A 23,158-nucleotide genomic window follows, 5' to 3' on the forward strand; every position below is an offset into this window, starting at 1 on the left:
CCAAGTCGCTCAAAGGCGAAAGTGGGAGGACATTGCTCAGGTCCAAGTCCTGAAGCGTCCACTGATCGTGGGTTTTCCGCAGCTTTGCCCGTTGACGTATTACAGCTCGCCCCCGAATTGCCGGGAGGTCTGCCCCATGGGTCATAGCGATAGTGGCCAAGGTCTCGCCTGCGCAAGCCCTGTACGCTGCCAAGCTTGGCCACTTGCACTCGATTTCCCCTGGCGTGAATCCAGCTCTACCCTGAGACCATTCAATAGCAAGGTGCAGCCCGGGGTCCGCGCCCTGTGTTTCCTGGTGTACGGCTACCAGAACGCCCATCCGCTGATCATATGGAAGATCAGGGCTGATGCTTTGAAGCAGCTCCCAGATTTCGATGCCGTCTTTCACTGCTTCTCCAGCCAGGGCCGGACTAGGGGGTATCAAGCTCGAAGCCTTTCCCGTAAGCCATTCGGGTGCTGGAGCAATATCGGCAACTTCAATGACGGAGTACCTTCCCGCGCCAGAATCACCAACGCGACCCAGTGAAGGTGCCGCAATAACAGTCCCATTACCGTTAATTCTAACGCCAGGGCACAAAGCTTCAGGATAAGAAGCCCCCGTGGTCGCCCTATAGTAGTACTGAAGACCCCCACTAGGGGTCCTCACTGTGAACGTGACAGGCAGGGTCAGACCGCGATCGCGGACGTATTGACGCAGAGCATGATGGGCCTCGACGTCAAGAACAACAATGTTGCTGGATCGACAGAGAATCCCGATCTGGACTTCATCATCGCTAAACAAGGTTTCAATTCGCCGTCGATCCCTAAGGTCTTCTTGCCAAAGCTCATAGGCGGGAGATGGGCCGCATGGGGTAAGCTTGAGGCCCAATTCGAAATAGGCAACTGCCGCCTCGAGAAGACTTCCACTGGCGATGACTTTGATATGCTTAGATGCCGAGGACTGCATTAGCGTTTCTCCTCGTTCACGCTGCCAGAGCAGGTAGAAGGACTTTTAGTAGTCCGACTGGCTACCAGCGCCGACAGAAAATCGCTGACCTCCGAGGCTGGCCAGCGGGAGACGCGACCGATCTTGACGGGGGCCGGGAAATCACCGCTGGCGATGGCGCGGTAGACAGTGGCCCTGCTAAGGGCCGTCAGGTGGGTAACCTCATGGAGGTTCAGAAGCCGGTCAATCTGATGATCCTGGCGAGAAAAAACAGCGTTCATTGGTGTGTCCTATCATTACGAACACACCCCACTATCCACACGAATCACCATGGGTCGTCCTGGTCGTTCCTGAGACGACGAATTTTTTGCGTGTGGTCAGTCCGTACCAGACGAGGTCAATGATGGAGTCACGCAGTGGTTCGCCCAGCGCTCCAACAGGGTCCGCCGTTGTTCCAGATAATCCGTCCGACGATAAGCCCGCACGACCTTGCTGCCATTGACGTGGGCCAGCATTGTCTCAGCCACTTCATGGGGCGCGTCCGTGCATTCTGCTAGCCAGGTCCGCAGGCTGGCGCGGAAGCCATGAGGGCGAGCCTGCAGGCCCCTGCGCTCCATCAGCCGGGACATGGTGGCATCACTGATCACACTCCGTCTGGCGACGAACAGATAGCCATCCCGCTCATGCATGCGGGCTAGACGGACAACCTCCTGCGCCTCGGGCGAAAGGGGCACCCGGAAACTCTCGGTGGCGCCCGCTGGCCCTTTCATCTTCTCTGCGGGCACAATCCAGGTATCGCCGTCGAACTCGTCCACATGCGCGAAGCGCACGGGATGGGAGCGCATGCCCGTCAGGATGAGCAGCCGCAGGGCCAGATTAGAAACGGACGGCTCCGCAACGCTGCGATAGAAGTCAGGCACCTCGGCCCACGGCATACTTGGGATGGCCTCCACGCGATGACGCTGCTTGCCCAAGAGCGCCTTGGCCTTCGCCACGGCCTGCAAGTCAACGTCGATCCCCAGGGCGGCTGCATGCCGGAATACGATATTCAGGCGGTCCACGGCCTTCATAGCCGTAGACGCCTTCTCGTGCCAGATGGGCTGGAGCGCGTCGCGGATATCGCGCTGGGTGATTTCGGCAATCGGCGTCTTTCCCAGCTTAGGCAGAACGTGCAGCTCCAGCGGACTGAACCAGCGCCCCGCCGCACCATCGCGCTTGAGACTGGCCTTGTGGCTGTCAAAGGCGTCGTGGGCCACAGCTGTGAGGAGATTGTGGTCGTGCTTTCTCTCGGCGCGGAGCCGGTCCCTTGCGTTGATTGGATCAACCTCGTTGGCAATCATAGCCCGGTATTCAGCGGCCTTTTCCCGGGCTTGCTTGAGGCTCACGGTCTGCAGGCTGCCTAGCCCCATCTCGCGACGACGACCATGGCAGGTGTAGCGGAAGACCCATCGGCCACTGCCGTCCTCACGCTTCACCAGCCGTAGACCAGCCCCGTCTTCGTGCTTGCCGGCACGCAGCGACTTCACAGCGAAGGCGTTCAACTTATGCATTCCGATCCCCCAAATTATCCCCCAATTAATATGCGATGCGGGGAGACGTAGCAAGATGGTGCGTGATAAGAACTGCTTGTTGTCACTAAGAAAAATTTCTGCAGTAAGACGAGGTGAGAGGCAGAGATATGGAAAGATGCTGCATCTCGGCCGCACCAACCCCCACTTTCATCGATGCCTTGACCCCGATGCCGTTCGGGTCATTCTGTCCCCGGACAACCGGGGATGGTCATGGCCACGTATGCCGCCACAGCGCGCGACCACAGATTTCGCTTTGACAGCCTGGCTGCGGTGATGGCCGCGGCCTCGCCGGAACGGTCGGGCGATCTGCTGGCCGGGATCGCGGCGGGCAGCGCGCTGGAACGCGTGGCGGCGCGGCGCGTGCTGATGGACCTGCCACTGACCACCTTCCTCTCCGATGCGCTGGTTGCCTATGAGAATGACGAGGTCACACGCCTGATCATCGATGGCCACGACCGCGCGGCCTTTGCGCCGGTCGCGTCGATGACCGTGGGCGATCTGCGCGACTGGCTGCTGTCACCCGCCACGGACGGTGCGGCGCTGGCCACCGTCGCCCCCGGCCTGACGCCGGAGATGGTGGCCGCGGTCAGCAAGCTGATGCGCAACCAGGACCTGATCCGCGTGGCGCGCAAGGTGCGGGTCATCACGGCATTCCGGAACACCATCGGAGGGGCGGGGGTGCTGGCCTCGCGGCTGCAGCCCAACCATCCGGCGGATGACCCGCGCGGCATTGCGGTCGCGGTGCTGGACGGGCTGTTGCAGGGGGTGGGCGACGCGGTGATCGGGATCAACCCGGCGTCGGACAACCTTGCCAACTGCCACGCCCTGCTGACCGCCCTGGACGAGATGCGCCAAGCGCTGGACATCCCCACGCAGACCTGCGTGCTGACCCATGTGACCAACGCCCTGACCCTGCTGGAGCGGGGCGCGCCCGTGGACCTGATCTTCCAGTCGGTCGCGGGCAGCCAGGCCGCCAACGAAGGTTTCGGCATCACCCTGTCGATGCTGGAGGAGGCCCATCAGGCGGGGCTGGCGGCGGGGCGGGGAACGGTCGGCCAGAACGTGATGTATTTCGAGACGGGGCAGGGGTCCGCCCTGTCGGCCGACGCCCATCACGGCGTCGATCAGCAGACGATGGAGGCCCGCGCCCAGGGCGTCGCCCGCGCCTATGCGCCGCTGCTGGTCAATACCGTCGTGGGCTTCATCGGGCCGGAATACCTGTTCGACGGCAAGCAGATCATCCGTGCGGGGCTGGAGGATCATTTCTGCGGCAAGCTGCTGGGCCTGCCGATGGGGGTCGATGTCTGCTATACCAACCATGTCGAGGCCGACCAGGACGACATGGACACGCTGTCGACGCTGCTGGCGCAGGCGGGGGTCAATTTCGTGATCGCCGTGCCGGGCGCCGACGACGTGATGCTGGGCTATCAAAGCCTGGCATTCGAGGACATCGCCTACCTGCGCGAAACCACCGGCCTGACCCCGGCACCCGAATTCGCGGCCTGGCTGGATGCGTTCGGCCTTGCGGACGGGGCTTTGCCCGATACCGGCGCGATGGCCCACCGCCTTGGGCTGTCCGCATGAGCGCGCCGGACCTGCGCCGCCTGTCCGCCCTGACCCCGGCGCGGGTGCGGCTGCAGGCGGCGGCCGGGCCGACCGCCCTGCCGGACCTGCTGCGGTTTCAGCAGGACCACGCGGCGGCGCGCGATGCGATCCACGGGCAGGTGGATTGGGACGCGCTGGCGCGGGACCTTGGCCCGCTGCCGGTGCTGCGGGTGGACAGCATGGCGACCGACCGCGCCACCTATCTGCGCCGCCCCGACCTGGGGCGGCAGCTGGCGCCCCATGACCTGCCCCGGCTGGACGCGCCGCTGCAGGTGGTGATCGGGGATGGGCTGTCCGCGCCCGCGGTCATGGCGCAGGCCGCGGGCGTGATGCGGGCGCTGCTCGCCTGCCTGCCGGAACTGGCGGGGCGTCCGGTGATCCTGGCGCAGGGTGCGCGGGTGGCCTTAGGCGATGCGATCGGGGCGGCCACGGGGGCGGGCATGGTGCTGATGCTGATCGGCGAACGGCCCGGACTGTCGGTGGCCGACAGCCTTGGCGCCTATCTGACCCATGCGCCCCGGATCGGGCTGCGCGACAATGCGCGTAACTGTGTTTCGAACATTCATCCGAACGGGGGGCTGTCCCATCAGGCCGCCGCCGAACGGCTGGCCTGGCTGGTGATGCAGGGGCGTCGGATCGGCGCGACGGGCATCGCGCTGAAGGACGAAAGCGGCGGCAGCGACCTGCTGCCGCCACGGGCTTAGTCGGCGATCCGCGCCACGGCGGCACCGGCACCGGTCGCGATCTGCAGCGCGGCCCATTCCTTGGCGGCGTCGTTGCGGGCCGATGCGGCCTGCAGGCGTGCCGCCGCCCGCTGGCGGTCGGCGTCCAGCAGATCGACCAGCGGCAGGGCGCCCGCCTCGAAGTTCGTGCGCGCCAGGGCATAGGCCCGGTCATAGCTGGCCGCCGCGCGGTCCAGCGCATCGACGCGCTGGCGCAGGCGGCGCAGGTTCGACTGGCTGGTCTGCACATCCTCGACCGAGGCCGCGACCTGACTGCGCCATGCCAGATCGGCCTGGCGCGCCTCGGACACGCGACGGGTGCGGGTCGCGCCCAGGATGCCCTGGTTGGCCACCGGCAGGCTGATGCGCGGGCCAAAGCCCCAGCCCGTCGCCCCGCCCGTGTCGCTGACCGTGCCGGTCAGCGAGAGCGAGGGCAGCATGTCCGCCGTCGCGACCCCCACTGCCGCCAGCGCCTGCACCAGATCCTGCTGGGCCGCGCGCACGTCTGGACGGTTGCGCAGCAGTTCGGCCGGTACCCCGGTGCCGGGGCCGGGCGGGATGCGCAGCGCGCCCGATCCGCCCTGCATCTGCAACATCAGCGGCCCCGCCTGCTGGTTCAGCAGCGTCGACAGGCGATAGACCTGCGCGTTGAACTGTGCCTCGAAGGCGGGAAGGTCGGCCTGCGCGGTCTGCAGCAGTGCCTCGGTCTGGGCGATGTCGAAATCGGTGGCAAGGCCCAGGGCCTGGCTGTCGCGGGTGACGCGCAGGGTGGCCTGGCGCGCCTCGATCGTGTCGCGGGTCAGAGCCAGCGCCTGCTGGTTGTAGCGTGCGTCGGAATAGGCGCTGATGACCTCGGCCAGCCATGCCAGCCGGGTGACCTGGGCCTGCGCCTCGGCCGATGCGACGCCCGCGGCGGCCCCTTCGCGGGCACGGCGCGCGCCCCCGAACAGGTCGAACACGAAGCCCGCTGACAGGTTGGCGCTGCTGGTATAGCCGGTCGCCTGACCGTCGCCGCCCGACCGCACGCGGCTGGCCGATGCGGGCTCTCCGCTGATCTGGGCCGCCAGGGGCTGGGTCGCCTGAAGGTCGGCCGCCGCGGCACGGATGCGTTCGTTGGCGGTGATGATGTCCAGGCTGGTGTCCAGCCCGTCCGCGATCAGCCGCGACAGGGTGCGGTCCTGATAGCCCGACCAGAAGGCAGTGGTGCCGACCTGGCCCACGGGGCCGCCGCCGCCCTCGGCGAAGGCGCCCTGGACACGGGTGTCGGGCAGGGTGGTGGGGTCAGGCCCCACTGCCGCGCAGGCGGAGATCATCAACAGCGCCGTCAGCGACAGCGTCGCGCGGGTCATACGGGGAAACGTCACGAGGTCTTTTCCTTCTTGCGCGACAGCAGCGACCGGATCTTGAGCACGGCCACATAGAAGACCGGCACCAGGAAGATCCCGATGACGGCAGAGGAAGCCATGCCGCCCAGAACGCCGATGCCGATCGAGTTCTGCGCCCCCGCACCAGCGCCCGACGCGATGGCCAGCGGCAGCACGCCCAGCATGAACGCGAACGTGGTCATCAGGATCGGGCGCAGACGCTGGCGCGATGCGATCAGGGCGGCCTCGACCACGGTCTTGCCCTCCTTGACCTGCGCCTCGGCGAATTCGACGATCAGGATGGCGTTTCGGGCGGCAAGCCCGATGGTCGTCAGCAGACCCACCTTGAAGTACACGTCGTTCGACTGTCCGAAGAACAGCGCGGCCGCCAGGGCGCCCAGGATGCCCACCGGAACGGTCAGCATGACCGCCAGCGGCACCGACCAGCTTTCGTACAGCGCGGCCAGCGACAGGAACACGACCAGCGCCGACAGCGCGAACAGAAGTGGCGCCTGGTTGCCCGACAGACGTTCCTGGAACGACAGCCCGGTCCATGCGGTGCCATAGCCGCCGTCCATGTCCGCCACCATCTGTTCCATCACGTCCATCGCCTCGCCCGAGGACAGGCCGGGAACGGCCGCCCCGCTGAGCTCCAGCGCCCGTGTGCCGCCGAAACGCGCCAGCGATTGCGGTTCCTGCTGCCAGCTTTGATCGGCGAAGGCGCCAAAGGACACCATTTCCCCCTGGCTGTTGCGGGCATACCAGCGTTCGATGTCCTCGGGCTGGCTGCGGCTTGCGGCCTCGCCCTGGACCACCACGGGCCGCAGGTCGTTGCCAAGCGCAAAGTCGTTCACGTCGCGCCCGGCAAAGATCACCGACAGCATCGCGTTCACGTCACCGATGTTCAGGCCAAAGGCCGCGGCCTTCTGCTGATCGATGTCCAGGCGCAGGGCGGTCTGGGTGTTGGCGGTCTCGTTGCCGCGCAGGTTGGTGACCTGGCCACCCGCCTGCGCATCGGCGACAAGCTGGTTGGCGGCGGCGGCCAGCGCGTCCTGGCCCTGACCCGTCTGGTCCACCAGATACATGGTAAAGCCGGAGGACGTGCCCAGGCCCTGGATCGCGGGCGGCTGCAGGGCAAAGATCTGGCCCTGGCGGTTGGTGGTGAAGAAATAGCCGTTCGCCCGGTTCACCAGCGACGCGATGTCGAACCCGTCGCGTTCGGCATAGTCGCGCAGCTTGATGAAGACCAGCGCGTTGCTTTGCCCGGTCCCGCCGAAGCTGAAGCCAAGCGCGGCAAAGACCGATTCCACGGTGTCGGTTTCCTGGGTCAGCAGGTACTGTTCAACCTTCTCGACCAGGGCCTGCGTCTGCTGGGTGGTCGATCCGTCCGGGCCCTGGATGATGGCCAGGGCCACGCCCTGATCCTCGTCGGGCAGGAACGATCCGGGCAGGCGGTCGAACAGCGTCATCACGCCGAACCCGATCGCGACCAGGACGATCAGCATCCGCAGCGGGCGCTTCACCAGCCGCGTGACGATGCCGACATAGCCGGTCGTGGTCCGGTCCAGGTTGCGGTTGAACCAGCGGGCGGGGGCGATGCCGCCCTGGCCATGCTTGCGCGCCTTGAGCAGGCTTGCGCACATGGCGGGGGTCAGGATCACGGCCACGCCCAGCGACAGGATCATCGCGGTGATGATGGTGATCGAGAACTGGCGATAGATGACGCCGGTGGCGCCGGTCTGGAACGCCATCGGCAGGAACACGGCCGACAGGACCAGCACGATGCCGACCAGCGCCGAGGTGATCTCGTCCATGCTCTTTTCGGTGGCCTCGACGGGGCCCAGGCCCTCTTCCTCCATCACCCGCTCGACGTTCTCCACGACCACGATGGCGTCGTCGACCAGAAGGCCGATGGCCAGTACCAGCGCGAACATCGTCAACGTGTTGATCGAGAAGCCCGCCACCGCCAGCACGGCGAAGGTGCCCAGCAGCACGACGGGGATCGCCACCACCGGAATGATCGTCGCCCGCCAGCTTTGCAGGAAGACCAGGATCACCAGGAACACCAGCAGCACGGCCTCGGCCAGGGTCTTGTAGACCTGGCTGATCGACTTTTCCACGAACGGGGAGGTGTCATAGGGATAGGTGATCTCGACCCCGGCGGGCAGGGCGTCGGCAAGGCTGTCGATGGTGTCGCGCACGGCGGCGGCGGTCGACACGGCGTTCGCGCCGGTTGCCAGGTTCACGGCGACGGCCGCGGCCGGGTTGCCGTTGTAGCGCGAGCTGCCGCCATAGCTTTCCTGGCCGATCTCGATCCGGGCGACGTCGCCTAGAAAGACCGTCGATCCGTCGGGATCGACGCGCAGCAGGATGCTCTCGAACTCCTCGACCGTGGACAGCTGCGACTGCGCGGTGACCGACACGGTCAGCCTCTGGCCCTCGGCGGCGGGCTGCGCGCCCAGGTCGCCCACGGTGACGTTGGTGTTCTGCGCGGCCACGGCCGCGGTGACGTCGGCGGGCGTGACGCTGTACTGGACCATCTTCATCGGGTCCATCCAGACCCGCATCGCATAGCCCGAGCCGAAGGTGTTGATCGACCCGACGCCCGGCGTGCGCTTGACCGGATCCTCGATGAACTGCGAGATCAGGTCGCCCAGCTGGACGGTGGTATAGGTGCCCTCTTCCGCCGTCAGCGCTGCCACCAGCAGGATCGAGCTGGTCGAGCGTTCGACCTGCACGCCCTGCTGCTGCACGACGTCGGGCAGCTGCGACGTGACCAGCTGCAGCTTGTTCTGCACCTGGACCTGGGCGATCTCGGGGTCGACGGTGTCGTCGAAGGTCAGCGCGACCGATGCCGACCCCGGCGTCGAATTCGACGTCATGTAGGTCAGGCCGTCGATGCCGGTCATCGCGTCCTCGATCACCGTGGTGACCGAGGATTCGACGATCTCGGCCGAGGCGCCGTTATAGGTGGCCCGGACCTGCACCGTCGTGGGTGCGATCTGGGGATACTGTTCGATGGCCAGGCTGTTCAGGCCAAGCGCGCCGACCAGCATGGTGATCAGGGCGATCACCCATGCAAAGACGGGCCGGTGAATGAAGAAACGTGCCATGCGCGATTACTCCGTCGCGCCGGCGGGGGCGGCATCCGCCTCCGCGGGGGCTGCGTCGGCGGGGCCGGTGTCGGTTCCCGCGTCGGCCGCGGCTGCGTCGGGGGCCGTGTCGGCGGAGGCCGCATCCGTGGGGGCTGCATCGGCAGGGACCGCATCGGCGGGGGCGCTTTGGGCGGGGGCCTGTTCGCGCACGACGCCAGTTTCGTCGATGGTCACGGGGACGGTGACGACCTCCATGCCCTCGGCCAGCCCGGTCAGGCCGTCGACGACCAGGGTCTCGCCATCCTCGATGCCGTCTGTGACGATCCACTGGTGCTTGTAGGTGCCGTCCTCGGTCAGCTGGCGCTGGCTGACCTTGCCATCCTCGACGACCCAGGCCGTCAGGGTGCCGACCTTGTCACGCGTGGCCGACGACTGCGACACCAGGATCGCCGAGGTCACGCCCAGATCGACCTGCCCGCGCAGGAACATGCCCGGCAGCAGCAGGTTGTCGGGATTGTCGAACCGGAACCGCGTGTCGATTGACCCGGTCGAGGTCGACACGGTCACGCCGGGCGCGACCAGCTGGCCAACCGCCTGGTATTCACGGCCGTTCTCCAGCGTCAGGGTCGCGGCCAGTTCGTCGTTCAGGCGCAGGTTGCCGTCGTTGATGTCGTCCAGCACGCTAAGGAAGCGCGACGAGGGTTCGTACATGTCGACCTCGATCGGGTCCAGCTGGGTGACGGTAGCCATGGCGTCGGCCTGTCCGGCGGTCACCAGATCGCCCACGGACGCTGCCGACACGCTGGCGATGCCCGACAGGGGGCTGGTGACCGTGGTCCAGCCCAGTTCGGCCTGGGCCAGCGTCAGGTCGGCCTCGGCCGATTGCAGCGCGGCGGTCGCCTGATCCAGCGCGGCCTGGGCCTGTTCAACCTGGGCCTGGGTCGTCCCAGACCCCAGAAGCTGTTGGGTACGGTCAAAGGACGACTGCGACTGCGTCACCTGGGCGCGGGCAGAGGCGACCTGCGCCTCGGCACTGGCCAGGTTCGCCTGATAGGTGGTGTCCTCGATGCGGAACATCGGGGTGCCCGCCTCGATCGCGGCGCCGGGATCGTACAGGATCTCGGTCACGATGCCGCCGACGCGGGGGCGGATGGCGGTCTCCGACACCGCGACCGCGCGACCGGGCAGGGTCACGATTCGCGGAACGTCCTGAACCGCCACCTGCATGACGCCCACCTGCTTGGGCGGCATCCCTTCAGGCGCCTGCGCCCAGGCCGCGGAGGTGGACAGAATCGCGGCGACCATGGCGGCGCCGGTCGCAAGGCTGTGTTTCGGCATCATCTTTGTCCTGGATAAGCACCCGACGGGGCGTCACTGTTGCGCGCTGATTGCATGTTTTTGCGGACTATGCAATGTTTGCTTCGACTGCACGAGGAGACTGCCCCGAAAATGACCAGCAACCTGCGCGACCGCCGCCGTCAGCAGACCGCCCGAGAGATCCAGCTGGCCGCGCTGCGGTTGAGCATCAGGTCGGGCTATGCGGCGGTCACCACCGATTCCATTGCCGCCGAGGCAGGGATCAGTCCGCGCACCTTCTTTAACTATTACGCCAACAAGCAGGCTGCGGTCCTGGGCATGCCGCCGCAGCTGGAACCCTGCACGGCCGATTGGATCGTGACGTCCAAGGGGGCACTGATCGACGATCTGGCGCTGTTGCTGGGACGGATGCTGGAACTGAAGGACCTGGACCGCCAGGTCGTCCGCATGATCGAACAGGTCTGGGACACCACCCCCGAGCTGATGGCCGTGTTCCGCAATTCGATGGACAACATCGCCCTGACGATCGGCGGGCTGCTGCACGCCCGCCTGGGCCCCGACCGCCAGGCCGAGGCGATGCTGATCGCCGAACTGGCGACCCACGCGCTGTCGCATGCCGTGCGCACCTGGGCGGGGGACGAGACGATGACCGAATCCGACATTCCCGACATGCTGCGCCAGCAGATGCGGCAGGTCGGCGCGTTGTTGACCTAGAAGGTCAGGCGGGTGCGGCGGCTGTCCGCGTCCAGCGTCACCTGCAACGTGCCGTCGATCTGCGATGTCGCCCCCTCCAGCAGGGTCGAGCCGAAGCCCGCATCGGGTTCGTCCTGCGCCCGCGGCGCGTCATAGCGTTCGGTCCAGTCCAGCACCGCCCCGTCGCCATCGCGTCGCCACGTGATCGTCAGCGCACCGTCGACCGGCCCCAGGACGCCGTACTTGAACGCGTTCGTGGCCAGTTCGTGCAGGATCAGCGACATCGGGACCACCAAGCGGGCCGGGATGGTCAGGTCGTCACCGCCGCTGTCAATCCGCGCACCGTCATAGGGCGCCAGCGTGGTCGCGATCAGATCGGCCAGAGGCAGCTGCGATTTGGTGCCCCGCGCCGTGGTCAGTCCATGAGAGCTGGCCAGCGCATTGATCCGGGCAGAGACCTCCTCGACCACGGTCTGGGCGTCGTCGGTCTCGCGGGCTGCCATCCGCAGCATCGCCGAGATCTGGGTGAAAAGGTTCTTGACCCGGTGGTCCATCTCGGAAATCACCGCTTCGCGCAGCGTGGCGGCCGATTGCGCGGCGGTCACGTCCAGCATGACCCCCAGCACGCGGCAATCGCCGTCGTCGGTCCCGAACCGCGCGGCCGCCGTCTCCAACCGCACGGCGGAGCGTGCGTCGGACGAAGGCGACACCACCCGCCGAAAGGCCGTGCCCGCGGCGCAGGCCTGCAGGTCGGCCAGCAGCCCGTCACGGTCGGCGGGCGCGATCAGGGCCTCGAAGGCCGACAGCGGCAGCTGCGCCGTCTGGCCCAGGCCCAGCAGGTCCGAGCTGTCGTCGATGGTCAGCATCCGCGATGCGGCGTCGTAATGCCAGACCGCGATCCGCGCCATGGACCGCACCGCGTTCAGCCGCTCCTCCTGCCGCTCGACCTCGACGCGCAGATCGCGCAGCGCGGTGACGTCCTCGAAGACCAGCATGGCGCCGTCCAGATGCCCCTCGGGGCCGCGATAGGGCTTGGCATCGACGCGCCAGACACGGGTGCCGCCGGCCTCGACCAGCTCGGTTCCCTGCGCCTCGCCCTGGCGGGCCACCTCGGCCGCCATCGACAGCAGGACGTCGCTGGCGAAGACGTTGGACACGTCGGCCAGGGGGCGGCCGTGATCGGACCGACGCAGCGGAAAGATCTGCAGCGCCGCGGCGGTGAAGTTGCGCACCCGCACGTCGCGGTCGACCACCAGCAGGGGGATCTTGGTCGCGGAAAAGAAGTTCTGCAGGTCGCTGTTGGCGGCCGTCAGATCGTCGATCTTGGACTTCAGCTCGTCGTTGACGGTGCTCAGCTCCTCGTTCGTGGACTGAAGCTCCTCGTTCATCGACATCATTTCTTCGTTCGAGCTCTTCAGCTCCTCGTTCGCGGTCTCAAGCTCCTGGACGGCGCCGTGCAGCTCGATCCGCGTCAGGCGCAGCTGCTCCTCCAGCAGGTCAGACCGGGATTCGGTGACGCTCAGCTCATCCGTCTCGTCCAGCGTGTCGGGCAGGGCCTGTGCGCCCGCGTCGTGAAACACCAGCAGGACGCTTCGGTCGGGCAGGGGCTCTGCGAACAGGGTCACTGGCTGCGCCCCCAGGTCGGACCGCGCCAGCAGGTTGCGCAGGATCGCCGCGCGGCCCGTTCCGGCCACCTGGTCCAGCGCGGCGGTCACCGCCTCCTTGAGGCCCGGATGCACGATCTGCGGTGCTAGGATCGGCTTTCTGGCGGTCGGATCGACGGCTAGGAAACGGCCCAGCCTGCCCGCCGTCCACAGGACCTCTCCCGCAGGGGACACCTGCAGCGAGGCGGGCGCGAACCGGTCCAGCACCCTGCGCTGTGCGGCAAGGGCCCCGTCGCGGGCCGCGCCGTCCTCGGCCTTGCGGCTGCGGGGGCCGGGGGAGGGGCGGTCGCCCTCGGACCGCAGGAACGGCATGTCCAGCGGCAGGCGCGCGGGCGTCGCGTCGCGCTGGAACAGCCGCGCGGGGCGGTCCAGTTCGGTGAAGTGCATGGATTCGCGACGCACCCCTTCGGACGGGCCCAGAAACAGGTAGCCGCCGGGGCGCAGGGCATAGTGGAACAGCGGCAGCACCTGCGACTGCAGATCTTCGTCCAGATAGATCAGCAGGTTGCGGCAGGAGATCAGGTCGACCCGCGCAAAGGGCGGATCACGCAGCACCGAATGCAGCGAGAAACGCACCCGGTCGCGCAGCTGCGGCGTGATCTGCATCAGCGCGTCGCGATGTGTAGTATAGGCCGCGCGCATCTCCTCGGGGATGTCGGCCAGGGCGCTGATCGGATAGGTGCCGGCGCGGGCGATCTCGATCATCTTCTTATCGATGTCGCTGGCGAACACGGTGAAGCGGGGCCGCAATCCGGCGGCGCGCATTTCCGTATCGATCAGCATCGCGACGGAATAGGCCTCCTCGCCGGATGAGCAGCCGGCGACCCAGACGCGCAGCTCCTCTCCGTCGGCGGCCGCGACCATCGGGCGGATCGCCTGTTCGCGCAGGGCCTGGAACATCTCGGGGTCGCGGAAGAACCGCGTCACGTTGATCAGGAACTCGTTCAGCAGCGCCTCGCATTCGTCAGGATGGCGCTGCAGGTGGCGCAGATAGTCGCGCGTGCCGGCAATGTTGAGGACCTGCAGCCGCCGGCGGATGCGCCGCACCAGCGTCGTCATCTTGTAGCCCGAGAAATCGTGCCCGCACCGGTCCAGCAGGTGTTGGCAGATCAGCCGCGCATCGGCCAGCATCGCGTCGTCGGCCTGCTGCGTTTCGCTGGAATCGAAGAACTGCAGGATGGCGGGCACGATCCGTTTCGGCGACAGAACATAGTCCACCAGCCCGGTCGACTGCGCCGAGAGGGGCATTCCGTCATACCGGGCGGTACGCGGTTCCTGGATGACGCAGATGCCGCCATGTTCCTTGACCGCGCGCAGCCCCAACGTGCCGTCCGCCCCCGTGCCCGACAGGATCACGCAGGCAGCGGCCGGGCCGCGGTCATGCGCCAGGCTTTCGAAAAAGTCGTCGATCGGGCGGCGCAGCCCGCGCGGCTGGTCGAAATCGGTCAGATGCAGGCGTCCGTCGCTGATCAGCATCCGCGCACCGGGGGGAATGGTATAGACATGACCCGGCTGCAGCACCGTGCCGTCGGTCGCCTGCTGCACGCTGAGCGCGGTGCGCCGGTCCAGCAGTTCGGCCAGAACGCTGTCATGCGTTGGGTCCAGGTGCTGGATGACGACATAGGCGGCCGGGTCCTCGCGCCGGACGTCACGCAGGAGGTCGTGGAGCGCCTCGAGCCCCCCGGCCGAGGCGCCGATGCCGACGACGGCGAAGGGCGGACGCGTGGTGGCGCGTGCGGGCGAGGCGTCATTCATCGCGCAACGTGATCCTTGCAAGCGTGCTGATCGAACGGGCGATCAGCCCCGTGGAATCCGACATGATCAGTCCGAACTGTCCCGCGGCGCGGCGCAAGTCCGCCATGTTGCGGCTAAGTGCAGCATCATCGCGCGCGATCGTTCCTGCCGCGTCGGATGCGGTCACGTCGAACTGCGACCCGATCACGAAACGCAGCGTGCCGTCGCGGCCGCGCAGCTTGGACATGAACACCAAGTTCATGAACGACCGCCCGTCGCGGGTGCGGTTCAGGACCGGGAACCGCCCGTCGTCCTGTGCATCGTCGGCCAGGAACCGCGACATCGCGCCGATCTGGTCCCGCGGCGTGGCGGAGGATTGCAGAAAGCGGCAGTTGCGGCCCAGGCTGTCATCGGCGTCAAAGCCGGTCAGCCGGCAGAAGGCGTCGTTGACCATGCACAGCGGCATGTCGGGCATCGCCGCCGCCAGGGAAATGGCGATCCGCGACCGCGCGATCTGGGCGCGCAGGGCTTCGGGCAGCGTGGGGTCGGGCATCGTCATCCTGTTGCGGCGGGCCATGTCCCCGACGTTCAACCGTACAATATTAATCCCCGCCGCCTGGAACAAGTCACGTTTTTGCCGCCTGTCCGGTGCTGGCGCGGACCACCAGATCGACGCCCAGAGTGATGCTGTCGGTGACCTGCTGGCCCTGCATGCGGGCCAGCAGGACTTCGGCGGCGCGTCGGCCAAGGCGGGCGCGGTGCTGGCGGATCGTGGTCAGGCCGGGGCTGCTGTAGGCCGCCATCTCGATGTTGTCGAACCCCATGACCGAGATGTCCTGCGGCACCCGCAGCCCGGCCACGATCAGCCCGTGCATCAGGCCGATCGCCATTTCATCGTTGTCGCAGAAGACCGCGGTGGGACGGTCGGGCATGGCCAGCACCTGCGCGGCCATCTGCTGGCCGAACCGGGCGGTGAAATCGCCGGTGATGCTGTCCCCGGGGCCGGGATCGGGCAGCCCCGCCTGCGCCAGACCCTGCAGGAAGCCCTGGCGGCGCGACAGGGTCAGCGAACTGCCCTGCGGCCCGGTCAGGTGCAGGATGCGGCGGTGCCCCAGGTCGGTCAGATGCCGCGCGGCAAGGCGGCCCCCTTCGACATTGTCTGCCAGCACGCGGGGGGCGGACAGGCCGTCGATCCATTCGCAGGCCTGCACTAGGGGCGGACAGCCGGGACGGGCGAACAGGCCCGCCTCCATCTGCCCGTCCAGCACGATCACCCCGTCCGAGCGCGACCGCGTCAGATAGGGGCCCAGCACCTTCATCGCCGGCTGGTCAGGCACCGCGGTCGTGTCCATCACCAAAAGGCTGAGGTTGTGGCGGCGCAGCACCTCGGAGATGCCCGACAGGATCTGCGAGAAGAACGGATTGGCCAGGTTCGGCACCAGCGCCAGCACGCCGCCCACCTGCTGCTGACGCAGGTTCCGGGCGGTGAAGTTCAGCGTGTAGCCGGTCTGCGCGATCGCCGCCTCGACCGCCTTGCGCGTGGTTTCCGACACGATCGACGGGTTCGAGATGGCCCGGCTGACCGTCGCCACGGACACCCCCGCCAGCTTGGCGACATCATGGATTCGGGGCGGACGGGATTGATCTGACACAAGAAACCTTTGTTCGGGACAGCTTCAGGCTTAGCGGAAAAATTGATGTTGTAAACCTTTTCATCCTGTGAGAACGTCGGATGAAACCGATTACATGATGCGGAATCGGGCAAGGGGAACTTCGGAGGGGAAGTTCCGGGAGGATGTATGAAGACGATCAAGGGCCCCGGCCTTTTCCTGGCCCAATTTGTGGGCCCGCAGGCACCGTTCGACAGCTTTGGCGCCATCACGGCATGGGCTGCCGATTGCGGCTATCTGGGCGTACAGGTGCCGTCGGGGGCGGAGGCACTGATCGACCTGGATCTGGCCGCGACCTCGACCACGTATTGCGACGATCTGAAGGGGCAAGCCAACGGTTTGGCCATCACCGAACTGTCGGCCCATATCCAGGGTCAGCTGGTCGCCGTCCATCCGGCCTTTGACGAGGCGTTCGACGGGTTCGCCCCGGCCACGCTGCGGGGCAATCCGACGGCCCGTCAGGCATGGGCGGTGGACCAGATGCGCAAGACCATCGATGCGTCGGCCAACCTTGGCCTTGACCGGATGGCGGCGTTCTCGGGCGCGCTGGCCTGGCCATACTTCTATCCCTGGCCGCAGCGCCCCGCGGGCTTGGTCGAGGCGGCATTCGACGAACTGGCCGCCCGCTGGCGTCCGATCCTGGACCATGCCGACAGCCGCGGTGTCGACATCTGCTTCGAGATCCATCCCGGAGAAGACCTGCACGACGGTGTCACCTTCGAGATGTTCCTGGACCGTCTGGACCAGCATCCGCGGGCCAAGATGCTGTATGATCCGTCGCACTACCTGCTGCAGCAGCTTGATTATCTTGAGAACCTGGACATCTATGCCGACAGGATCGGCATGGTCCATGTCAAGGACGCCGAATTCAACCCGACTGGTCGGCAGGGCGTCTATGGCGGATTTCAGCCTTGGGCGCAGCGCGCCGGCCGCTTCCGCAGCCTGGGCGACGGTCAGGTCGATTTCGACGCGATCTTTTCCAAGCTGGCGGTGATGGGGTTCGACGGCTGGGCCGTGGTCGAATGGGAATGCGCGATCAAGCACCCCGAGGACGGCGCCCGCGAAGGGGCGGCCTTCGTGCGCGACCACATCATCCGCGTGACCGACCGCGCTTTTGACGATTTCGCCGATGGGGGTGCCGACATGGAAGCCAACCGCCGCATGCTGGGGCTGTCCCGATGAACCGCCCGATCCGTCTGGGCATGGTCGGGGGCGGCGAGGGGGCGATGATCGGCAACGTCCATCGCATCGCCGCGCGGCTGGACGGCCGGTTCGACCTGATCGCCGGCGCCCTGTCCTCGGACGAGACGCGCGCGGCCGAGAGTGCGCGTGCCTTGGGCATCACCCGCAGTTATGGCGATTTCCGCCAGATGGCACGTGACGAGGCTGCCCGTCCCGACGGGATCGAGGCCGTGTCGGTCTGCACCCCGAACCACCTGCATGAACCCGTGTCACGCGCCTTTCTGGAACAGGGCATCCATGTCATCTGCGACAAGCCGATGACCGCGACGCTGGATCAGGCGCAGGCCTTGGCCCACCTGGCCGGGCGGTCCGATGCGCTGTTCATCCTGACGCACAACTATTCCGCCTATCCCCAGATCCGGCAGGCCCGGGCAATGATCGCGCGCGGCGATCTGGGCACGCTGCGGCTGGTCCAGGTCGAATACGCCCAGGATTGGCTGACCCAGGACACGGACAGCAAGCAGGCCGCATGGCGCGGCGACCCGGAGCGCGCGGGCGCCGGCGGCGCGATCGGCGACATCGGCACGCACGCGTTCCAGTTGGCGCGGTTCGTTACTGGCGAATTGCCCGACCGGCTGGCTGCGGACCTGACCAGCTTCGTCCCCGGCCGCAGGCTGGACGACAACGCGCATATCCTGCTGCGCTATGCGTCGGGGGCCAAGGGGATGCTGTGGGCCTCGCAGGTGGCGCCGGGAACGGAGAACGGCCTGCGGCTGCGGGTCTATGGCGACAAGGGCGGCCTGGAATGGCAGCACGACACGCCCGAGACGCTGAGATACACCCCCTTCGGCAAGCCGGCACAGATCCTGCGCCGCGCCGGGCCGGGCAGCACCCAGGACGGCAGCCGCGTGCCCCCGGGCCATCCGGAAGGATACCTTGAGGGGTTCGCGAACCTTTATGCCGAGGCCGCGCAGGCGATCCGCAGCGGCACCATGCCCGACACCCTTCCCGGCGTCCGCGACGGGCTGGAGGGGTTGCAGTTCATCGACGCCTGCATCCGGTCGAACGCGGCGGATGCGGCCTGGGTCCAGGTGACGCCATGACCGATCCCATCCTGGCGCTGAACGGCGTCACCAAGTCCTTTGGTCCCATCGAGATCCTGCACGGCGTCGATTTCGCCCTGCATCCCGGAGAGGTCCACGCCCTGATCGGCGAGAACGGCGCAGGCAAGTCCACTACGATGAAGATCCTGGCCGGATACCTGGACCCCACGGGCGGGCAGGTGACGTGGCAGGGCAAGCCCATCACCTTTGCCGGGTCGGACGAGGCCGAGGATCTGGGCATCATCATGATCCATCAGGAGTTCAACCTGGCCGAACACCTGTCGGTCGACCAGAACGTCTTTCTGGGCCGCGAACTGCGGCGCGGGCTGCTGCTGGATCACAAGGCGATGCGGGCGCAGACGGCCGATCTGCTGGGTCAGCTGCAGTGCCGGGTCGATCCGGGCACGCCGGTCAACCGCATCTCGGTCCCCGACAAGCAGATGGTCGAGATCGCCAAGGCCCTGTCGCGCAAGGCGCGCGTCTTGATCATGGACGAACCGACCGCCGTGCTGACCGAACGCGAGACCGAGGTGCTGTTCGCCCAGATCGACCGCCTGCGGGCGGAAGGGGTGGCGATCCTGTACACCTCGCACAAGCTTGGTGAGGTCAAGCGCATCGCCGACCGCGTGACGGTCCTGCGCGATGGCACGATGGTGCGGTCGGACCTGACCGCCGATGTCACCGAAGACGACATGGCCACCGCCATGGTCGGGCGCGAGCTGTCGGACCTGTTCCCGCCCAAGGCCGCCCACGGGGCCGAGCCGATCCTGGAGGCGCAGGGCGTCAGCGTGCCCGGTGTGGTCCATGACGCGTCCCTGGTGCTGCACCGGGGCGAGGTGCTTGGCATCGGCGGCCTGGTCGGATCGGGGCGCACCGAACTGGCCGAGGCCATCGCGGGCCTGCGCCCGCGCAGCGGCACCGTGCGCCTGAAGGGGCAGGACCTGCCCGCCAACCACGTCGCGCAGGCGATGCGGGCCGGCCTGGTCTATCTGACCGAGGACCGCAAGGGCGCGGGTCTGTTGCTGGACAAGACGCTTCGCGAGAACCTGACCCTGGGCCAGCTGGACCGGTTCGGCAGCCCCCTGATCGACCGCAAGCGCGAGGAGGCCGCGCTGGACACGGCCATCGCCGACTTCGCGATCCGCGCGCCCGAACGCGGCATGGCGGTGGGCGATCTGTCGGGCGGCAACCAGCAGAAGCTGCTGTTGGCCAAGACCCTGCTGTCGGACCCCCAGGTGGTCATCATCGACGAACCCACCCGCGGCATCGACATCGGCACCAAGCAGCAGATCTATACCCTGATCGCACGGTTGGCCGCCGAAGGCCGCAGCATCATCGTCATCTCCTCGGAAATGCCCGAACTGATCGGTCTGGCCAGCCGCGTGGTCGTCATGCACGCTGGTCGCATCGTGGGCGAACTGGCCGACGCGGCCGTGACCGAGGGCAATATCGTGCGTCTGGCCATGGGGATGGACCATTCCCAGGGCGGACATGAAAAGGACAGCGCCGCATGAGCATGGCAACCACCGCCCCGACCCGGCGTCCCAGGGTCAATCTGGCCGTCGTCGCGCCCATCGTGGCGCTGATCGTGCTGGTCCTGATCGGCATGGCGCTGAACCCGAACTTCCTCAGCTTTGCCAACATCACGAACGTCCTGGCGCGGTCGGCCTTCATCGGCATCATCGCCATCGGCATGACCTTCGTCATCACCGCGGGCGGGCTGGACCTGTCCGTCGGGTCGATGGCGGCCTTTGTCGCCGGGCTGATGATCCTGGTGATGAACATGCTGACCGAAAGCATGGGCGGCGGGCTGCCCGTCATCCTGATCGGCATCGCGCTGGCGCTGTTCACGGGACTGGCCGCGGGCTTCATCAACGGCATCCTGATCACCCGCGCCGGCATCGAGGCGTTCATCCTGACCCTGGGCACGATGGGCATCTATCGCAGCCTGGTGACCTGGCTGGCCGACGGCGGCACGCTGTCCCTGGGCTATGAGATGCGCGAGCTGTACCGCCCCGTCTACTACGAGGGCATCCTGGGGATCAGCTGGCCCATCATCGTCTTTGCCGTGCTGGCGATCCTGGGAGAGATCACCATGCGCCACACCGCCTTCGGCCGCCACTGCGCCGCCATCGGCTCGAACGAGAAGGTCGCGCGCTATTCCTCGGTCGCGGTGCTGCGGGTGCGGTTGATGACCTATGTCCTGCTGGGCACGCTGGTCGGCATCGCGGTCGTGATGTACGTGCCGCGCCTTGGATCGGCATCCGCCACCACGGGCCTGCTGTGGGAGTTGGAGGCGATCGCCGCGGTGATCATCGGCGGCACCCTGCTGAAGGGCGGCTTCGGCCGGGTCTGGGGCACGGTCGTGGGGGTCCTGATCCTGTCGCTGATCGGCAACCTGCTGAACCTGACCGACTTCGTCAGCCCCTATCTGAACGGTGCCATCCAGGGCGTCGTCATCATCCTTGCCGTCGTGCTGCAGCGAAACACTGGCGCCGCACGCTGATTTTCACCTGTGGGAGGAGTAACCACCATGAGAAAGACCCTGATTGCCACGACCGCCCTGATGGGCCTGACCGCTGTCCCGGCGCTGTCGGAAACCATCGGCATCTCGATCCCGGCGGCGACGCATGGCTGGGCGGGGGCGCTGAACTTTCACGCCGAACGCACCGTCGCGCGGCTGTCCGAGGCGAACCCCGATCTGGAATTCGTGCTGACCACGACCTCCGATCCCGGGCAGCAGGTGTCGGACCTTGAGGACATGGTGGCCACCCGCGGCATCGACGCACTGGTCGTCCTGCCCTTCGAATCCGAGCCCCTGACCGGCCCGATCCAGCGCATCGCCGACAGCGGCGTCTGGGTCACCGTTGTCGACCGCGGCCTGGCCCAGGAGGGCATCGAGAACCTGTATGTCGCAGGCGACAACGACAGCTTCGGCCGCACCGCAGGAACGTATTTCGCCGATACCCTGGACGAGGGTGCAAAGGTCGTCGTGATGCGCGGCATCGCCTCCACCGTCGACAACGAGCGCGTGGCGGGTTTCGAGGCTGCGCTGGAAGGGTCGGGCATCGAGGTGCTGGCCATGGATCACGGCAATTGGAACCGCGACACGGCCTTCAACCTGATGCAGGATTGGCTGTCGCGCTTCCCCGAGATCGATGCGGTGTGGGCGGCGGATGACGACATGGCCGTGGGCGCGCTGGCGGCCATCGACCAGGCCGGCCGCACCGAGGAGATGTTCGTCGTCGGCGGCGCCGGGATGAAGGAAATGGTCCAGCGCATCCAGGACGGCGATCCGACGGTGCCGGTGAACGTGACCTATCCGCCGGCGATGATCTCGACCGCGATCGAGATGACCGCTTTGGGCCTGACCTCCGGCGCGCCCATGTCGGGCGAATTCATCATCGCCTCCGAGCTGATCACCCCGGAGAACGCCGAGAGCTTCTATTTCGAAGACAGCCCGTACTGACGACGACGCGGCGCGGGATGTGACCCGCGCCGCATTCCGACCCCGGAGGAGGGGGTCGTTCCGCCCCGAAATGTAAACGGTTTCATATTTCGCCCGCGGGCGTGGCCGGGGCCTGCATCAAAGGGAGGATAACCATGACCGATCTGTCGGACCGCGCGACCATGACCCGGCGCGGACTGTTTCACGGCGCTAGCGGCCTCGCGGCGCTTGGAGCGGGGCTGGGGGCGGTGCCCCTGATGGCCCAGGATGCGCAGCCTGCGGGGTTGCAGGGAAACATCAACCATTCCGTGGCGCGCTGGACCTTTGGCGACCTGCCGCTGGCCGACCTGTGCCAGCTGGCCCGCCAGACCGGCCTGGGCGCGATCGACCTGTGCGGTCCGGACGACTGGCCGGTGCTGGCCGAACACGGGCTGGCCAGTTCGATGTGCAACGGCGCCGAGATCAGCCTAGAGGATGGCTGGGCGGACCCTGCCAACCACGACGAACTGACCGAACGCTATCTGCGTCACATCCCGCTGGTCGCGGAGGCGGGGCATGTGAACCTGATCTGCTTCAGCGGCAACCGCCGGGGCATGTCCGACGAAGACGGCCTGCGCCATTGCGCCGAGGGCCTGTCGCGCATCCTGCCTGCCGCCCGCGATGCCGGGGTCGTGCTGCAGATGGAGCTGCTGAACAGCCGCGTCAATCATCCCGATTACATGTGCGACCGCAGCGCATGGGGCGTGGCGCTGTGCGAACGGCTGCAAAGCCCGCAGTTCAAGCTGCTCTATGACATCTACCACATGCAGATCATGGAGGGCGACGTGATCCGCACCATCATGCGCGACCATCGCTGGTTCGGGCATTACCACACCGCCGGCAATCCCGGCCGCAACGACCCCGACGACAGTCAGGAACTGAACTATCCCGCGATCTGCAGGGCGATCCGGGACACGGGCTATCAGGGTTGGGTGGCGCAGGAGTTCATCCCGCGCGACCCCGCCCCGCAGGCCGCCGCCGCATCGCTGCGCGACGCGGTGCTGACCTGCGACGTCTGAACGCCTC

General features: G+C 67.0%; 17 protein-coding genes and 1 pseudogene. 9 read left to right on the plus strand and 9 right to left on the minus strand.

From position 1 onward, the window contains the following. Nucleotides 1-169 precede the first annotated feature (169 nt). From GBO37_RS21585 to GBO37_RS04940, 3 genes and pseudogenes are all read right to left on the minus strand, one after another. A pseudogene (locus GBO37_RS21585) lies at nt 170-946 on the minus strand (bifunctional DNA primase/polymerase); the annotation flags it as partial. Continuing rightward, complete coding sequence (locus GBO37_RS21590) at nt 946-1,206, minus strand: helix-turn-helix transcriptional regulator (protein WP_371927484.1); 261 nt, start codon at nt 1,204-1,206, stop codon at nt 946-948. The pseudogene GBO37_RS21585 and the gene GBO37_RS21590, both read right to left, overlap by 1 nt. Before the next feature lie 96 nt (nt 1,207-1,302). Beyond that, entirely contained in the window at nt 1,303-2,475 is a 1,173-nt protein-coding gene (locus GBO37_RS04940; RefSeq protein WP_252927566.1) for an integrase arm-type DNA-binding domain-containing protein, read from the minus strand. A gap of 231 nt (nt 2,476-2,706) precedes the next feature. On the opposite strand from GBO37_RS04940, the gene GBO37_RS04945 reads away from it, so the two are divergent. Next, the gene (locus tag GBO37_RS04945) at nt 2,707-4,080 is read left to right on the plus strand and encodes an ethanolamine ammonia-lyase subunit EutB (RefSeq protein WP_252927569.1); all 1,374 of its coding nucleotides are present in this window, start codon (nt 2,707-2,709) and stop codon (nt 4,078-4,080) included. Beyond that, nucleotides 4,077-4,805, plus strand: a complete 729-nt coding sequence (eutC, locus tag GBO37_RS04950) for an ethanolamine ammonia-lyase subunit EutC (protein WP_252927571.1) — start codon at nt 4,077-4,079, stop codon at nt 4,803-4,805. Before GBO37_RS04945 ends, eutC begins: the two co-directional genes overlap by 4 nt. Here the strand turns inward: eutC and GBO37_RS04955 are convergent. From GBO37_RS04955 to GBO37_RS04965, 3 genes are read right to left on the minus strand one after another with little or no spacing between them, the layout of a single operon-like run. Next, complete coding sequence (locus GBO37_RS04955; protein WP_252927573.1) at nt 4,802-6,187, minus strand: efflux transporter outer membrane subunit; 1,386 nt, start codon at nt 6,185-6,187, stop codon at nt 4,802-4,804. The genes eutC and GBO37_RS04955 overlap by 4 nt on opposite strands. Further along, on the minus strand, nt 6,184-9,300 hold the full coding sequence (locus GBO37_RS04960) for an efflux RND transporter permease subunit (RefSeq protein WP_139598460.1): 3,117 nt from the start codon (nt 9,298-9,300) through the stop codon (nt 6,184-6,186). The genes GBO37_RS04955 and GBO37_RS04960 overlap by 4 nt, the downstream gene beginning before the upstream one ends. Before the next feature lie 6 nt (nt 9,301-9,306). Next, nucleotides 9,307-10,623, minus strand: coding sequence for an efflux RND transporter periplasmic adaptor subunit (locus GBO37_RS04965; protein WP_252927576.1), 1,317 nt, complete (start codon nt 10,621-10,623; stop codon nt 9,307-9,309). A 108-nt stretch (nt 10,624-10,731) separates the two neighbouring features. Between GBO37_RS04965 and GBO37_RS04970 the strand changes: the two genes are divergently transcribed. Next, on the plus strand, nt 10,732-11,313 hold the full coding sequence (locus GBO37_RS04970; protein WP_052714870.1) for a TetR/AcrR family transcriptional regulator: 582 nt from the start codon (nt 10,732-10,734) through the stop codon (nt 11,311-11,313). Here GBO37_RS04970 and GBO37_RS04975 read toward each other — a convergent pair. From GBO37_RS04975 to GBO37_RS04985, 3 genes are all read right to left on the minus strand, one after another. After that, nucleotides 11,310-14,711 carry a chemotaxis protein CheB gene (locus tag GBO37_RS04975; RefSeq protein ID WP_252927578.1) on the minus strand — a complete coding sequence of 1,134 codons (3,402 nt, stop codon included), beginning with the start codon at nt 14,709-14,711 and terminating at the stop codon, nt 11,310-11,312. The genes GBO37_RS04970 and GBO37_RS04975 overlap by 4 nt on opposite strands. Further along, nucleotides 14,704-15,243, minus strand: a complete 540-nt coding sequence (locus tag GBO37_RS04980) for a PAS domain-containing protein (protein ID WP_252927579.1) — start codon at nt 15,241-15,243, stop codon at nt 14,704-14,706. Before GBO37_RS04980 ends, GBO37_RS04975 begins: the two co-directional genes overlap by 8 nt. A gap of 73 nt (nt 15,244-15,316) precedes the next feature. Next, nucleotides 15,317-16,342 (minus strand): LacI family DNA-binding transcriptional regulator, encoded by a 1,026-nt coding sequence (locus GBO37_RS04985; protein ID WP_045983182.1) that lies wholly within the window; start codon nt 16,340-16,342, stop codon nt 15,317-15,319. A gap of 147 nt (nt 16,343-16,489) precedes the next feature. Between GBO37_RS04985 and GBO37_RS04990 the strand changes: the two genes are divergently transcribed. The 6 genes from GBO37_RS04990 (at nt 16,490) to GBO37_RS05015 (ending at nt 23,151) form a co-directional block, all read left to right on the plus strand. Beyond that, on the plus strand, nt 16,490-17,542 hold the full coding sequence (locus GBO37_RS04990; RefSeq protein WP_252927581.1) for a sugar phosphate isomerase/epimerase: 1,053 nt from the start codon (nt 16,490-16,492) through the stop codon (nt 17,540-17,542). Next, nucleotides 17,539-18,645 (plus strand): Gfo/Idh/MocA family protein, encoded by a 1,107-nt coding sequence (locus tag GBO37_RS04995; protein WP_252927582.1) that lies wholly within the window; start codon nt 17,539-17,541, stop codon nt 18,643-18,645. Before GBO37_RS04990 ends, GBO37_RS04995 begins: the two co-directional genes overlap by 4 nt. Beyond that, on the plus strand, nt 18,642-20,159 hold the full coding sequence (locus GBO37_RS05000) for a sugar ABC transporter ATP-binding protein (RefSeq protein ID WP_252927583.1): 1,518 nt from the start codon (nt 18,642-18,644) through the stop codon (nt 20,157-20,159). Before GBO37_RS04995 ends, GBO37_RS05000 begins: the two co-directional genes overlap by 4 nt. Continuing rightward, a complete protein-coding gene (locus GBO37_RS05005) occupies nt 20,156-21,151 on the plus strand; it encodes an ABC transporter permease (protein ID WP_148912060.1) in 996 nt (331 codons plus the stop codon). The genes GBO37_RS05000 and GBO37_RS05005 overlap by 4 nt, the downstream gene beginning before the upstream one ends. Nucleotides 21,152-21,178: 27 nt before the next feature. Beyond that, nucleotides 21,179-22,114, plus strand: coding sequence for an ABC transporter substrate-binding protein (locus tag GBO37_RS05010; protein ID WP_139598464.1), 936 nt, complete (start codon nt 21,179-21,181; stop codon nt 22,112-22,114). Between the two features lie 134 nt (nt 22,115-22,248). Beyond that, complete coding sequence (locus GBO37_RS05015; RefSeq protein ID WP_139598465.1) at nt 22,249-23,151, plus strand: hydroxypyruvate isomerase family protein; 903 nt, start codon at nt 22,249-22,251, stop codon at nt 23,149-23,151. Nucleotides 23,152-23,158 lie beyond the last annotated feature (7 nt).

It is taken from the genome of Paracoccus sp. 08, assembly GCF_024105395.1.
Taxonomy (GTDB): domain Bacteria; phylum Pseudomonadota; class Alphaproteobacteria; order Rhodobacterales; family Rhodobacteraceae; genus Paracoccus; species Paracoccus marcusii.

Bases quoted from the DNA above. Each gene is read 5' to 3' on its own strand.
- GBO37_RS05000 (WP_252927583.1), top strand. From the start codon at position 18,642: ATGACCGATCCCATCCTGGCGCTGAACGGCGTCACCAAGTCCTTTGGT.
- GBO37_RS04970 (WP_052714870.1), top strand. From the start codon at position 10,732: ATGACCAGCAACCTGCGCGACCGCCGCCGTCAGCAGACCGCCCGAGAG.
- GBO37_RS04990 (WP_252927581.1), top strand. From the start codon at position 16,490: ATGAAGACGATCAAGGGCCCCGGCCTTTTCCTGGCCCAATTTGTGGGC.
- GBO37_RS21590 (WP_371927484.1), bottom strand. From the start codon at position 1,206: ATGAACGCTGTTTTTTCTCGCCAGGATCATCAGATTGACCGGCTTCTG.
- GBO37_RS05005 (WP_148912060.1), top strand. From the start codon at position 20,156: ATGAGCATGGCAACCACCGCCCCGACCCGGCGTCCCAGGGTCAATCTG.
- GBO37_RS04960 (WP_139598460.1), bottom strand. From the start codon at position 9,300: ATGGCACGTTTCTTCATTCACCGGCCCGTCTTTGCATGGGTGATCGCC.
- GBO37_RS04975 (WP_252927578.1), bottom strand. From the start codon at position 14,711: ATGAATGACGCCTCGCCCGCACGCGCCACCACGCGTCCGCCCTTCGCC.
- GBO37_RS05015 (WP_139598465.1), top strand. From the start codon at position 22,249: ATGACCGATCTGTCGGACCGCGCGACCATGACCCGGCGCGGACTGTTT.
- GBO37_RS05010 (WP_139598464.1), top strand. From the start codon at position 21,179: ATGAGAAAGACCCTGATTGCCACGACCGCCCTGATGGGCCTGACCGCT.
- GBO37_RS04940 (WP_252927566.1), bottom strand. From the start codon at position 2,475: ATGCATAAGTTGAACGCCTTCGCTGTGAAGTCGCTGCGTGCCGGCAAG.
- GBO37_RS04980 (WP_252927579.1), bottom strand. From the start codon at position 15,243: ATGCCCGACCCCACGCTGCCCGAAGCCCTGCGCGCCCAGATCGCGCGG.
- GBO37_RS04965 (WP_252927576.1), bottom strand. From the start codon at position 10,623: ATGATGCCGAAACACAGCCTTGCGACCGGCGCCGCCATGGTCGCCGCG.
- GBO37_RS04945 (WP_252927569.1), top strand. From the start codon at position 2,707: ATGGCCACGTATGCCGCCACAGCGCGCGACCACAGATTTCGCTTTGAC.
- eutC (WP_252927571.1), top strand. From the start codon at position 4,077: ATGAGCGCGCCGGACCTGCGCCGCCTGTCCGCCCTGACCCCGGCGCGG.
- GBO37_RS04995 (WP_252927582.1), top strand. From the start codon at position 17,539: ATGAACCGCCCGATCCGTCTGGGCATGGTCGGGGGCGGCGAGGGGGCG.